At 32.7% G+C, this 13,379-nt stretch carries 9 protein-coding genes and 2 pseudogenes; 6 read left to right on the forward strand and 5 right to left on the reverse strand.

The annotated features are described in order from the left end of the window. Positions 1–19: 19 nt before the first annotated feature. Positions 20–412, reverse strand: a pseudogene (locus WOO_RS04355) (PD-(D/E)XK nuclease family transposase); the annotation flags it as partial. Between the two features lie 172 nt (positions 413–584). Here WOO_RS04355 and WOO_RS02875 point away from each other — a divergent pair. Both WOO_RS02875 and argS read left to right on the forward strand, forming a co-directional pair. Next, on the forward strand, positions 585–2,291 hold the full coding sequence (locus WOO_RS02875; RefSeq protein ID WP_014869177.1) for an ABC transporter ATP-binding protein: 1,707 nt from the start codon (positions 585–587) through the stop codon (positions 2,289–2,291). A gap of 1,798 nt (positions 2,292–4,089) precedes the next feature. Further along, positions 4,090–5,796: an arginine--tRNA ligase gene (argS, locus tag WOO_RS02885; RefSeq protein WP_014869180.1), complete on the forward strand. Its 1,707-nt coding sequence runs from the start codon at positions 4,090–4,092 to the stop codon at positions 5,794–5,796. A 44-nt stretch (positions 5,797–5,840) separates the two neighbouring features. On the opposite strand, the gene WOO_RS02890 is transcribed toward argS, so the two are convergent. Further along, positions 5,841–7,136: a Na+/H+ antiporter NhaC family protein gene (locus tag WOO_RS02890; protein WP_014869181.1), complete on the reverse strand. Its 1,296-nt coding sequence runs from the start codon at positions 7,134–7,136 to the stop codon at positions 5,841–5,843. Between the two features lie 269 nt (positions 7,137–7,405). On the opposite strand from WOO_RS02890, the gene WOO_RS02895 reads away from it, so the two are divergent. Beyond that, positions 7,406–8,362 carry an RluA family pseudouridine synthase gene (locus WOO_RS02895; RefSeq protein ID WP_044135507.1) on the forward strand — a complete coding sequence of 319 codons (957 nt, stop codon included), beginning with the start codon at positions 7,406–7,408 and terminating at the stop codon, positions 8,360–8,362. Between the two features lie 247 nt (positions 8,363–8,609). Here WOO_RS02895 and pdhA read toward each other — a convergent pair whose 3' ends face one another. Further along, the gene (gene pdhA / locus WOO_RS02900; RefSeq protein WP_014869183.1) at positions 8,610–9,593 is read right to left on the reverse strand and encodes a pyruvate dehydrogenase (acetyl-transferring) E1 component subunit alpha; all 984 of its coding nucleotides are present in this window, start codon (positions 9,591–9,593) and stop codon (positions 8,610–8,612) included. Positions 9,594–9,648: 55 nt separating this feature from the next. Here pdhA and hemJ point away from each other — a divergent pair, with 55 nt between their 5' ends. The 3 genes and pseudogenes from hemJ to WOO_RS02915 all read left to right on the forward strand — a co-directional run. After that, a complete protein-coding gene (gene hemJ / locus WOO_RS02905) occupies positions 9,649–10,080 on the forward strand; it encodes a protoporphyrinogen oxidase HemJ (protein ID WP_014869184.1) in 432 nt (143 codons plus the stop codon). 95 nt (positions 10,081–10,175) lie between these two features. Continuing rightward, positions 10,176–10,685 (forward strand): hypothetical protein, encoded by a 510-nt coding sequence (locus WOO_RS02910; RefSeq protein WP_014869185.1) that lies wholly within the window; start codon positions 10,176–10,178, stop codon positions 10,683–10,685. Positions 10,686–10,756: 71 nt separating this feature from the next. Further along, positions 10,757–11,821: pseudogene (locus tag WOO_RS02915) on the forward strand (1-deoxy-D-xylulose-5-phosphate reductoisomerase); the annotation flags it as partial. Positions 11,822–11,828: 7 nt separating this feature from the next. Here the strand turns inward: WOO_RS02915 and pstB are convergent. Both pstB and dapB read right to left on the reverse strand, forming a co-directional pair. Then, a complete protein-coding gene (gene pstB, locus WOO_RS02920; RefSeq protein WP_044135429.1) occupies positions 11,829–12,587 on the reverse strand; it encodes a phosphate ABC transporter ATP-binding protein PstB in 759 nt (252 codons plus the stop codon). Further along, positions 12,584–13,378: a 4-hydroxy-tetrahydrodipicolinate reductase gene (gene dapB, locus WOO_RS02925; protein ID WP_014869187.1), complete on the reverse strand. Its 795-nt coding sequence runs from the start codon at positions 13,376–13,378 to the stop codon at positions 12,584–12,586. Before dapB ends, pstB begins: the two co-directional genes overlap by 4 nt. Between the last annotated feature and the right edge of the window lies 1 nt (position 13,379).

Here is a 13,379-nt window from a genome sequence, read left to right on the forward strand (position 1 = left end):
TTGCACTTCGATTTTTTTCTTTTTTATCTTTATCTCCTTCTTTTTTAGTAGCATCATCAAGTTCTTGAGCAAGAGTAAATTCTATTTTCATCATAAATCCGCTTCACTTTGTGTTCGTAGGCAATAAATTCTTTTTTGACTAATTGAGTCTATTTGCTCTTTACATGATCTTTTAATCATTAAACAACTTCTTAATGATCTTTCCTCCTAATTTTTCTTTACTTGTTTCGTTAGCGTACCCAAGAAAATACATCCACTTCTCAGCTGTATTTGAGAGTTGATTTTTCTTCGTTTTCAAAAATTTTGGTAATTATAAATACAAAATAAAAATCCTTCTAATCATGTTCATTGATATTCTTTTATCTTGGATAGTATGTCTTGATTTGTACTCAGATTTATCAGGAAATAGCATGCCTATTCTGTACAAATATTCAACCTTCTTTATATTTGAGTCCTCTATGAAGCACTATAAACTAACTTATCACCATTTTAGTAAGGTTGTTCTGATCTCGCAAACTATATCTTTTTCCTCTTTTTCCTGAAACTAAAATCCATATACTTAATTTTAGAAACTTTGAAATAAAATGCGATCCGGTATTAGGCAATTATTTTACTATATAAAACCTAATCTACATTATTTTATTATAGCTTTTATTGCAGTTCTATCTTCCTCTTTAATGATTCTCCTTTTTGGTAGAGGTTTGAGTAGCATAATTGACTCTAGTGCAGGGCATAATTTTACTATTAAATTAGTAGTGACTATATTTATAGTTTTAGCCATCTCTCTTGCTGCATTTGTTAAACTGTATTTTATGGGAATTGGTAGTGAGAAAGTTATTGCGAGAATCAGATATGACTTATATAGCAATATTACTGATTTACAACCAAGTTTTTTTGAGAATACTGGCGTACAAGATGTTATCTCAGCGTTAATTACTGATACCTCTGTGCTACAATCAATAATAAATAGCAGCTTACTCACCATATTGCGAAATTTTGTAATACTGATTGGCAGTATTACCATGTTATTATATACAAATCTACACTTAACCACGTATACAGCCGCAATAGTACCAATATTATTGATCATTATGACATCACTTGGAAAAAAGGTGCGCAGTTATGCACGTTTTGCTCAGAGTAAACTGAGTGAACTTGCATCATTTAGTGAGGAAAATTTCAGATCTATAGCAACTATTAAATCATTCGTGTTGGAAGGAAATGAGAAAGCACGTTTTAAGGAGTACCTAAACTCAGTATCGAAATCATACGTAAGGTTAGTGCTCTTACGTGCTATTTTAGTAACTTTGATTATCTCATGTGTAATAGGTTCGTTAGTTGTTTTGCTCTTTTTTGGTATCAAGGAGGTCTTAAGCAGTAATATGACTATTGGAGAGCTTTCCTCATTTGTGTTCTATTCAGCGCTTGCAGCAGGAGCTGTAAATAATTTGAGTGATAATATCAGTGATTTACAACGAGGTCTTGGGGTGATAGAGCGTTTACTTGAACTTAAAGATATGAAAAGCTCTATAGTGGATGCTAGCAACCCTATAAAAATTCATAGTGTTCAAAAAGAAATTGCATTTAATGATGTAACGTTTTTTTATGAATCTCAGCTTGATAGACCAGCATTAAACAATGTGTCCTTTTCTATAAAGGTAGGTCAATCTGTCTCAATTGTTGGACCATCTGGTAGTGGTAAAAGTACTATTTTAAAACTTCTGCTTCGCTTTCATGATCCAAACAAAGGCAGCATTACCATTGATGGGCACAACATTAAGTTAATCGCATTAAGTAACCTTAGATTGTTATTTGGTTTAGTACCACAAGATCATACGATATTTTCCTGCTCAATAATGGAAAATATACTATACGGTAAACCAGGTGCTAAGTATGAGGAAGTGAGACAAGCAGCTATCAGTGCTTATGCGATGGAGTTTATTGATAAGTTACCTAATAAATTCGATACATTTGTAGGGAAAAGAGGATTAAAGCTCTCTGAAGGGCAAAAACAACGTATTATAATAGCAAGAGCTATACTCAAAAATCCTCAGATTTTAATATTGGATGAAGCAACTTCCGCTCTTGACTATAAAAGTGAGAACCTTGTGCAAAAAGCACTGAATGAATTAATGCAAAACAGAACAACGATTATGATTACACACAGACTGTCATCTATACTCAAAACCGATAAGATCGTAGTAATTAATCATGGAGAAATAGAAGAAGTAGGAACTCACGATTCCCTTATAAATAAGAATGGACTGTATGCAAAATTAGCGAAAATATAGCGGATATAGTTTACTGAAATATAATATAAATTTAAAAAATTTAAATCATACTGTTACAAGTCAGATTGACACCCTAAATTTAGGGTTAAATTATTTAATTCTTAAATATTTTAACTTACAATAAACCAACATTCCTTTTTAAGGATTACTATGATTTACGCTCATGTTTTTTACCATGCCAACAATATGTAATTGCCTATTATCAGCACTAATTTTATCAATGTACACTTTTTATATGTCTACATATATACCTTATGTTGTTAATTTGTATTATAGTCACTTTAACTCATGTTATTACCTGCTTAACGTAAATCAAAATCATCGTAATGCACTAGCTCTATTTATTAGAAAATTATTTAAAATAATTTATATATGTACATAGTATTGCTTTAAGCGTAGCCTTATGTCTTTCTGAGAGCATATGGGCATTATTTAAACAATACTACGCACTTTACACTTTGCTTAATAAAGAAAGTTCATAAGCAAATAGCTTACTACTTATTACCTACATAGCAGTTTTATACTATCAATAACACAACTAATTTAACTATATCTATAGCTCTCTTTTGAAATTTTATCATCTTTTGATCGTAGTAAAACCTCTGAACTCTAATAATTTTGTGTAATAGCTGCTTACCCATACACAGCATAATAAATCTGCCAGCCATAGAAGTAAGTTTGTTAAGCATAATTATTTTAATTGCATTACTATTGAAGTTGTATTTTAAAATGCATTATAGATTCAGGATTCAAGATATGCTAATTTTAATCTCTATATTATAAAATAACTGATCAATTTTACCTTATAATAATCTAATAGTTATTTTAAAAAGGATCTTTATAGCTTGTTATTCTCAATTTCATAACTACACAATGTCTATTTTCATAATATAGATGAACCTTATTTCTCAGATTGTAAACCCGTGATACATATCTGATAAATTTGATAACAGGATCTATTAAAATAAGACCTTCATAACTGAATAAAAATTTTCCTATAGGCAATGATTACTGTATTTCTAAGTTTCTCGAGCGTCGCTATATTTCATCTTTTAAGTATTATTACAATTTATGTTCTAATAATGTAGCATATTGTCATATTCATAAATCTAGTACATAGTGATGCTGAAATATACTAGCATATTGGACTGGAAGTTAAAAAAACAGACCTAGAGCAACAGAAATTGCAGAAACTAAAATAGTACAAGATCATGCAGAGGCTGTTTCTACTGCTGGAATAGTTCAAAGATAATAGAACTTTATAAGCTAATTTATAGCGAAGGTGATGAAAAATATAAAAGATGTGTAGATGATCGAGAGTAGTGATTTAATATATTAAATATAATATAACATACATCACGTGCCTGTGTCGTTGGCTTATAATCTTGATAGCTTATTTGATTGTGTGACTTTTCTTTCCTTTTTTACTATACTATTAATCTGAAATAATGTCAAGTTTTATATTTTTGTAGTGGGCTGGGAAAGTAAAATGCAACTCCTGTATATGAATATCCATGTTACAGTGGTTACTACAACTGCATGTTATTATACCTATGATTCTAGAAATACAGTAGTTAATGCTTTATGGTTGGAAAGGTAGGTTACTTATAGTAAAAATTAGAGGTCATATAAAACTCTTTGATTTATATAAGCCTGTACTAATATATATGACCAAGGTTACGATGTTTTTAATTGTTATTATAGGTACAAAAGGCTGTTTAAACTCAATAAACTTGTGTAAAAGAGAGGGTAAAGAGGGTTAACTTTATAACCTACAGGATTTATAACTTTTTGATTGATGAACATTTTTAAACGAATTTCCTCGCTAATTCTTAGTAAATTAGATGAGTTAAAGCAAAGGAGCGTCATAAATGCTAATGTAGAAAATTTTATCTTAGAACCTCCAAGTAATAAAGCACATGGGGATGTTTATACAAATATTGCTATGGTGCTCGCAAGGCATGAAAGAAAAAATTCCGTTGAGATTGCAGAGATGTTAGCAGAAGAATTTAAGCTTTTTGATGAAATCGCAAAAATAGAAGTAGCTGGCCCTGGCTTCATTAACATGCACTTTAAAATAGAAGTATGGCACAAGCTTCTCAAGCAAATAAATGAACTTAAAACAGAGTTTGGTACTCTAAACATTGGGAATAACCAGGCCGTTAATGTTGAATTTGTATCTGCAAATCCAACTGGTCCATTACATATTGGTCATGCAAGAGGAGCAGTATTCGGTGACGTTTTAGCAAATTTGTTAAAAAAAGTTGGTTATCAAGCCACTAAGGAGTATTATATTAATGATGCTGGAACACAGATAGATACACTAATTCGGTCAGTATATTTGCGATATAAGGAAGCTCTTGGAGAAAAGATTAGTATTGAAAAAGGTTTATATCCAGGCGAATATTTAAAAAAAATAGGAAAAGAGCTAGCCAAAAAATATGGTAAAGGTCTTCTAGAAAAGCAAGATTATCAAATAATTAGAGATTATGCTTTAAGTTCTATCTTAGAACTCATAAAAGAAGATATGCACTTACTTGGAGTAAATCATGATATTTTTACTTCAGAATATGAGTTGCAAAAAAGTGGCAAAATTGAGGAGAGCATAAAGATATTGTCTAACAAAGGTTTAATATATGAAGGATATCTAGGAAAACCAAAGGGTAAAGAAAGTGAAAATTGGACCTCTAGAAAGGAGATGTTGTTTTGCTCAACAAAATTTGGTGATGATGTTGATCGTGCACTTAAAAAAGAAGACGGTAGCTGGACTTATTTTGCATCAGACGTAGCCTATCATTTTGATAAGATATCACGCGGCTTTAACAATATAATAGTAGAACTTGGTAGTGATCATAGTGGTTATATCAAAAGGCTTAAAGCAGTTGTTTCTGCGCTCAGTGATAATAAAGCGAAGATAGAAGTAAAACTGCATAATATTGTGAATTTCTTCGAAAACGGAAAACCTGTTAAGATGTCTAAAAGGTCAGGAAATTTTCTGACAGTAAAAGATGTAGTTGAGAAAGTTGGTAGAGATATTACCCGTTTTATGATGTTAACACAAAGAAATGACGTGGTTCTCGATTTTGATTTTGCTAAAGTGAAGGAACAGTCAAAAGGCAATCCTATTTTTTATGTGCAATATGCATATGCCCGTGCTCATTCGTTGATGCGTAACGCTCCAAAAGGACTTCCAAATGCAGATACTTCACTTTTAAAGACCGATGGAGAACTATTACTTATAAAAATCTTAGCAAAGTGGCCAAGTGTGGTAGAAATAGCGGCAAGGCTTTATGAGCCACACAGAATTACTTTTTACTTACTTGAAGTTGCAGAAGCATTCCATACTTTATGGGGATATGGTAAAAACGACTTGAGCATGCGGTTTATACTAAAAGATAATTTAGATCTTACTGCTGCAAGGATATTCCTTGTCCGGGCCTTAGCACATATCATTGCTTCTGGGCTTTCTGTTTTTAACATAGAGCCATTAGAAGAGATGAAATAAGTAAAAAGATATGGAAATAAGAGAAACTCCAATCTTCCTGTACATTAAGTTACAGTAGCATGACCCTTTTCTTTCCTGCTGTTGATAATTATTTCTCCTATTGTTACTACTGCTAAAATAAAGCAGTAATGTACCTGTGTTGATAAGGAAATAGGAGATACAGAGGCTATGCTACCCGCTAGCAATAGTTGGGACCCGTAAGGTAAAATGCCTTTTGTAGAACAAGCAAAAACATCTAATAAGTATGCACTACGGTATGGTGCAATATTATGCTTTTTTGCAAGTCTTTTTGCAATGCTACCACTTAGTAGAATAGCAATAGTATTATTAGCAACTAAAATAGTAAACATAGATGCTATTCCTGCTATTAAAAATTCAGCTTTAGTTTTTGTAATACTGCTTTCATCGATGAGTTTATGTAATGTTTTTTGACCTTGCTTATACATTATATTGCTCAATCCACCAATAAATAGGGCAAACATTACTATCTCATTTACTTTTTTGAATCCCCTATATATGTCATTAGAGAATTGAATAATAGAATAGTCAGAAAAAGCTATTCCTAGTATACCGGCAATAATTATGTTTACAGTTATTGTTACTAGTGTAGTGACTTCAAATAGGGCCATGACTATTAAAGAAATATAGGGAATAACCTTTATTATCGATAAGTAATCTAAATTTGATATAGTAACAATTCTTGTACTACCTGCAGTTATTACTAGGTAGATAAGTGTTATAATGCTTGCAATAAACGCTACTTTAGAGTTCACTTGAAATTTATCTTTTATTGTAGCGTCTTGTGAAGAAACAGATGCAATAGTGGTGTCAGATATCATTGAGAGGTTGTCACCAAATACGGCACCTCCAACTACAGTTGCAGTTCCTATTTCGAGATCAAAAGCTCCACTTTTTGCTAAGTTAACAGCAATTGGCACCATCAGTGCAACAACTCCCATGGATGTGCCAATTGCAGTTGAAATAAAAGCAGAAGCCAAGAATAGTCCAGGTAACAATAACCTTGCTGGAAGAAAGTTGAGAATCAGATTGGCAACAGTGTCTGCGCTACCAATTGATTGACTAACAGAAGAAAATGCTCCTGAAAACAAGAAAATTAAGCACATAGTAAGGGTGTTTTTGTTACCCATGCCTTCGATGACGGTATCGATGTTATGTTGAATTTTATCTGTTTTACGTGAGATAGCAAAAAATAGTGCTGGCAGTAAACAAACTACCGGAGAAATCTGACGAAGTGGATTATCAGTTCCGATAAAGAAAAAATAAATGCCACTTCCAAGATGGAAGATTAAAAAAATAAATAAAGGGATAAAAGCAATCATTCTATTACAATTGAAAGTTTAAACTATAACTAATTAAATAATTTTAAGCAAGTCTGGTTTCACTACTTCTGTAGAAAGTTGATAGTGGAGTTTTGAAATTTTATATTTAACTTATTTAAGTAACACGAAAGTAGCTGTCCTTATGCTAATTCTAATAAAATTGTATAAAAATCTGATCTCAATGCTTGCTAATTGGATAATATTAGGAAGGAATATTAGAATGAAAACGACAATTGACATTTTATTGGATGTTTATTACAAATAATGAAATGTCTCAAAGTATTACAACCATATCAATAGAAGATAATAATATTAGGCTGGATAGATATATAAGAAGAATTTTCCCAGACCTGAGACAGTCTACAATTGAGAAATCTTTAAGAAGAAGGTTGATCGAAGTTGACGATTGTAAAGCGAAATCAAGTGATAGAGTGTACTATGGACAAACTATAACAATAAAATACTTAAATTATATTAAAAATGCTAATTCTGACCGCAGATATAATCAAGAGTTAGTGAATATATTGAAAGATAATATTTTATATGAAGATAAATATATACTAGCTGTAAATAAACCTACAGGAGTAATTGTTCAAGGTGGTATAAAGGGAAAAGTCAGCATTAGTGATTTACTTGACCGAATCAGAGAAGGAAAAATATTTAAGATTGTCCATAGGTTAGATAAAGATACAAGCGGAGTGATAATATTTGCGCACAATACTAATGTTGCCAGGTACCTTATGGAGGAGTTTAAAGAGCAAAGAGTAAAAAAAACTTATTTAGCATTAACTTCCGGCATACCAAGTAAAAATAAAGGAGTAATAGATTATCCATTGATAAAAAAGTGTATTTCAGGTCAAGAAAAAGTGGTTGTTGACAAATATTCACCTCAGAGTGCCACTACACACTTTTCGGTCATAGCGAGGTTAGAACAAAATGTTGCTTACGTAAAACTGCAACCAATTACCGGCAGGACTCATCAGTTAAGGGCACATCTAGCCTATATAAACTGTCCTATTCTTGGTGATGGTAAATACGGTGGTAAAAAAGCTTTTGTTAATGGAATAGCAAATAAAATTCATCTCCATTCGTATTCTTTATCTTTTAAATTGCCAAGTAACAAAGAGATCACTATCATTGCTCCTCTCCCTGAGAACTTTAAAAAGTCCATTGAGGTGTTGTACCCCCCCCTCTTAAGGGGTGATTACGAGATAGTTGCCTTTTAAAAAGGAAAAAACATACAGATATAAGCACTCCCCCCCCTGTTTTCTAATCTAGACTAGAAATGTGACTGATCTTTTATATGATGAACACTCAATAAATAATGATCAAGAAAAATACAGTAGACATGGAAGAGGAATAATGAAAAGCCCTACAGGAGAAATAAGTTTCAGGCTATAAAATAGCTTTAGCATGGTAATAGTAAAGTTCTTTAAAACCTTATCAAGCAATTTTTTTGCGTTTTACTAATAGCTAGTATTCAATAGATTTGTAAACGTCAGTACATAACTCATCAATGCTTGGTTCTTTGCTATTTTTGGCAAAGTCCTCCGATTTTTTTACTAAATCACGTATTTCCTTATCGATTGTCTTGCATTCTTCCTCTGAAGCAACCTTATTATCTATCATGTATTTTTTTAAAGTGCTTATGGGGTCACGATTTTGCTTCATATCTTCAACTTTTTCTTTCGAACGATAAGTAGCAGGATCCGACATTGAATGGCCACGATATCGATACGTCTTCATTTCAAGCAGAATAGGACCTTTACCGCAACGAACGTGCTTAGCTGCTTCAGCTGTTGCTTCATAAACAGAAAAGCAATCCATTCCATCAATCTGCTTTCCAGGAATACCGAAACCCTCTCCTCTTTTATATAACTCAGTTACTAAAGTTGATCTCTGAACGGAGGTTCCCATTGCGTATCCGTTGTTCTCTATAATATAAATCACTGGCAATTGCCACAGAGATGCCATATTAAACGATTCATATACTTGTCCCTGATTTGCAGCACCGTCACCAAAATATGTAAATACTACGTTGTCTTTTTTCTTATATTTATTAGCAAAGGCTATTCCTGTACCAATTGGAACTTGTGCACCAACTATTCCATGTCCACCAAAGAATTTTCTTTCAATATCAAATATATGCATTGAACCACCTTTACCTTTTGAGCACCCCGTTTCTTTACCAATTAGTTCTGCCATTATAATATTCGGATCAGAATCACATGCAAGCATTAACCCGTGATCTCTATAACTTGTGATAAAAGCATCGCCAGGATTTGATGCAGCGTGAGTTCCAACTACAACTGCCTCCTGCCCTATCGATAAGTGACAAAATCCACCTATTAATCCCATTCCATATAATTGTCCTGTTTTTTCCTCAAATCTGCGCACTAGTAACATTTTTCTGTAAAATCCAATTACCTGTTCTTTAGTGAGATTTTTTGCTTTCATATCGATTTCTTTTTTATTAAACTCAGATAATATCAGAAATTTCTAACATTTTATAATGGATTATTACCGTTGGCTCGAAGCTTTTCATGTTATTTCTGTCATTATGTGGATGGCAGGTATGCTCTACTTGCCTAGGCTTTATGTCTATCATGCAGCTGTAAAGCTAGGATCAGAAAACGATAGCTTACTTCAAACAATGGAAAAAAGGCTACTTAAATATATTGTGAACCCTGCAATGCTTTTTTCGCTCGGTTTTGGTGTTACACTAATGATGATAAGAGAGGCCTACTACGAGGGATGGTTTCATGTAAAAGTATTAGCATTATTCTTTATGTTTGCTATTCATGTGCTACTTGCAAAACATAGGAAAAATTTTGCAATGGGTTTAAATAAGAAAGCTCATGTTTATTTTCGTGTCCTAAATGAGGTAATCACAGTACTAATAATAGTTATAATTATTGCAGTGATTGTGAAACCGTTTCGCTAGCCTTTATTCAAGAAACAGTTATTTAAGAGTCTTATTGACATTTTTTAATATCTGTGATAAAATGTATAGTGTTCAAGGGTTTAAAGTAAAAACTTATGAGTAGTGAAGTTCAAGGTCCAAACATTGCAGAGTGGCAAGCTCAACAACAACACCAAGAATATCAAGGAGGAAAGAGTGGTTTTGGTCTTGGTCATAGTGACTCTGTTGCTACGATTGTAGATGGAATGAAATGGCTGTTCAGCTTTCATGAAGGAGCAATTACTTCCTACAATAACGTATTTGAAGGTTTGATAAGTGGTAGTAGTTTGGTAACATTATTTGGAAAATCAGGTAATATGTTTGACATAAAATTTCTTGAAGGTCTTGCAGAACATTTTTCAGGTGGAGGAGGAGATGGTGAAGGTATAACATTAGAAGAAACGGATATGGGTTATAGTAATAAAGGTTCTCACCTAGATGATTACTCTAACTCTAGCAGTGAAATAGCTCATAGCGCTGATGGTTTACATGGTATACATAATTCAGGTGATTATCATGATTGTTCTTTTTCACCTTCTCCTTCACCTTCTGTTGGTGATGACCATGGATATGAGCTTAGTGTCTAAGAATTGGTTAAATAACAGTTGAGGAGTAATATTTTTCTTTAATTTATCATAATTGACACGAATTAGTTTTAGTGAAAAAGGTTTCAATTTTAGGATCAAGAGGAAGTATCGAGAAAAAACTGTAGATTTATTACTGAAGAAAAGGAGAAAATATCAGGTAAGAAGTACTCAGTACCTACTCGAGTTTCGCTTTGCTAGTAAATTAAGCAAAATTGAGGCGCAAAATATGTAACGTAACTATCTCTGATGAAAGGTTTTATAAAGGTTTAAAAGAAAGTTTGCTTGGTACAAGATGTTAAATTAAAGGTCTAAAGCAAATGTTGCTTCTTTGGCTATTGATCTCTCAGTTAATGTAATAGTTATAGAAAGTGGCACTAAAGTCATTGGCATTAGCAAATAAAGAAAGTATTGTTTACAGTAGGAAATTACTACTTAAGAAAGCTAAAGAAAAAAATATATAATAATTTACTATTGATTCTGAACACAATACAATTTTTAAAGTTTTGCAAAATGATGACAAATGCATAGAGAAGATTATACTTGCTGCTTCTTGCAGGGCATTCTTAAATTATAGCTTTGAGCAATTAAGAATTGTTATAGTAGATCAAGCATTAAATCGTTCTATTTGGAGCATGGGAAAGTCTCGCCAAATAAAGTTGAAGCAATAGTACACCCTGAATCGGTAATACATGGAGTTGTAGTTTATAAAGATGATTTCAACTTTACTGTACTTGCGAAAACTGATATGGTAGTTCCTATTTATAGGTTCTGTCTTGGCCAGAAAGATCAGCTTTAAGTTATAACTTAGTTTAACAAAGCAAAAGAAATTGACCTTTTAAGAGCCTGACTACAAATGCTTTCCTGCACTAAAGCTTAGCATGGGAGTATTAAATTTCTTTTTGCCACACCACAAACAGTATTGTGCTCAATGCTGCAAACAAAGTAGCTGTCAATGAATTTCTGAAATCATGCGTTGATTTTTCTGGGGATAGTAAAAGTGGTAGAGTTAACAATAGAAAATTTTGATAGCTATATTAACATCAATTCATTACTTAATATAATAAATAGATATTGACCGTGAAAGCCATGTTATTGCTAAAGGAATTATCGATGTAAAACCCTTATTATGTATAGCTAAAAATTTTAATGATCCAGAATATACTCTTTTGTTAAAGAAAACCGAGCGTTTTCAAATACTTCTTGGACGCTTCCAGATTCAACAATTTTGCCATTGTGAAAGAAAATTACACTATCAGATAATTTTTTAGCTTGTTTCATTGAATGAGTTACCATAATTATGGTAAATCTTAATTTCAACTCTTGTATAAGATTTTCGATTGCATTGGTTGCCATTGGATCAAGTGCGGAACATGGTTCATCCATCAATAAAATAGTCGGTTTTACTGCAATTGCGCGAGCGATGCATAGCCTTTGTTGTTGACCGCCAGATAAATCTAATGCACTATCTCGTAATCTATCTTTTAACTCTTCCCATAAACCAACTTTGGTTAAACTATTTTCGACTATTTCATCTAATTTTTCCTTATTTTTTACCATGCCATGTAATTTAGGACCATAAGCAACGTTGTCATATATTGATTTTGGAAAAGGGTTTGGCTTTTGAAATACCATACCGACTTTTGCTCTGAGCAGTACAACATCCATATCACGTGAATATATATTACCTAGTCCATCGATAATCAGTCCACCAATAACTTTGCATCCTGGTACGTAATCATTCATGCGATTGAAACAACGCAAAAATGTTGATTTACCGCATCCAGATGGTCCAATAAAAGTAGTAACTTTTTTTTTACGAATATCTAGGTTTATATTGAACAAGACTTGTTTAGAACTGTACCAAAGGTTTAAGTTTTTAATGGAGGCACGTATATCACTCATATTACACTCTGCATTGAATAGAGCCCTGGAGTTTTCCTCTTGTTCTCGTATAGCCATATTGCTGCTTGAATAGCGCCTTTAGCAAACGCTGTTCGATCGATTGCTTTGTGATTTAATTCTATTCGTTCATCAGAATTAATAAACATTACGCTATGATCTCCTATTACTCCACCTCCACGAGACACTGCAAAACCTATTCCACTCTTTTCTCTTATATTTGAACTATTAAGTAAATATTGATTGAACTTTAAATCTCTTTTTAGAGCGTTAGCAATCGCATTACCAAGTTCTATAGCTGTTCCAGATGGTGAACCTTTTTTTAAGCTATGATGCATTTCCCAAATCTCAGCGTCATATTTATCTCCCAAAAGCTCAGTAGCCTTTTTTACCAATTTTAGCAGCACATTAATTCCAACACTCATGTTCGCTGACCACAATATCGGGATCTCAGCAGCATACTCTTTTAAATTGATATCTTCTATTCCAGTTGTTCCACTAATCAGAGGTGTTTTGAATTTCACAGCCGCTTTAAGGCAATCTAACATACATTCTTTAGTTGTAAAATCTATTACAATATCTGATGACTCGAATACATCACTAATGGAATGTGTAATTTTGATTCCTAAAATAGAACTGTGACCTATGATTTGCCCAATATCCAAACCTATGTATTTGCTACCAAAGCGGGTAACAGCGCCTGCTATCTCTACTTTAGTATTTGTAACTAATTCACTAAGTATTTTTTTGCCCATCCTTCCTAAGCAGCCTACTACTCCAACTCTGATTTTCATA

The organism is Wolbachia endosymbiont of Onchocerca ochengi, from assembly GCF_000306885.1.
Taxonomy (GTDB): Bacteria; Pseudomonadota; Alphaproteobacteria; order Rickettsiales; family Anaplasmataceae; genus Wolbachia.

What these genes read in the sequence shown, in the direction of transcription:
- WOO_RS02890 (WP_014869181.1), bottom strand. Translation starts at nt 7,136, where the DNA reads ATGATTGCTTTTATCCCTTTATTTATTTTTTTAATCTTCCATCTTGGA.
- WOO_RS02910 (WP_014869185.1), top strand. Translation starts at nt 10,176, where the DNA reads ATGAGTAGTGAAGTTCAAGGTCCAAACATTGCAGAGTGGCAAGCTCAA.
- pdhA (WP_014869183.1), bottom strand. Translation starts at nt 9,593, where the DNA reads ATGAAAGCAAAAAATCTCACTAAAGAACAGGTAATTGGATTTTACAGA.
- WOO_RS02875 (WP_014869177.1), top strand. Translation starts at nt 585, where the DNA reads ATGCGATCCGGTATTAGGCAATTATTTTACTATATAAAACCTAATCTA.
- argS (WP_014869180.1), top strand. Translation starts at nt 4,090, where the DNA reads ATGAACATTTTTAAACGAATTTCCTCGCTAATTCTTAGTAAATTAGAT.
- pstB (WP_044135429.1), bottom strand. Translation starts at nt 12,587, where the DNA reads ATGAGTGATATACGTGCCTCCATTAAAAACTTAAACCTTTGGTACAGT.
- hemJ (WP_014869184.1), top strand. Translation starts at nt 9,649, where the DNA reads ATGGATTATTACCGTTGGCTCGAAGCTTTTCATGTTATTTCTGTCATT.
- dapB (WP_014869187.1), bottom strand. Translation starts at nt 13,378, where the DNA reads ATGAAAATCAGAGTTGGAGTAGTAGGCTGCTTAGGAAGGATGGGCAAA.
- WOO_RS02895 (WP_044135507.1), top strand. Translation starts at nt 7,406, where the DNA reads ATGTCTCAAAGTATTACAACCATATCAATAGAAGATAATAATATTAGG.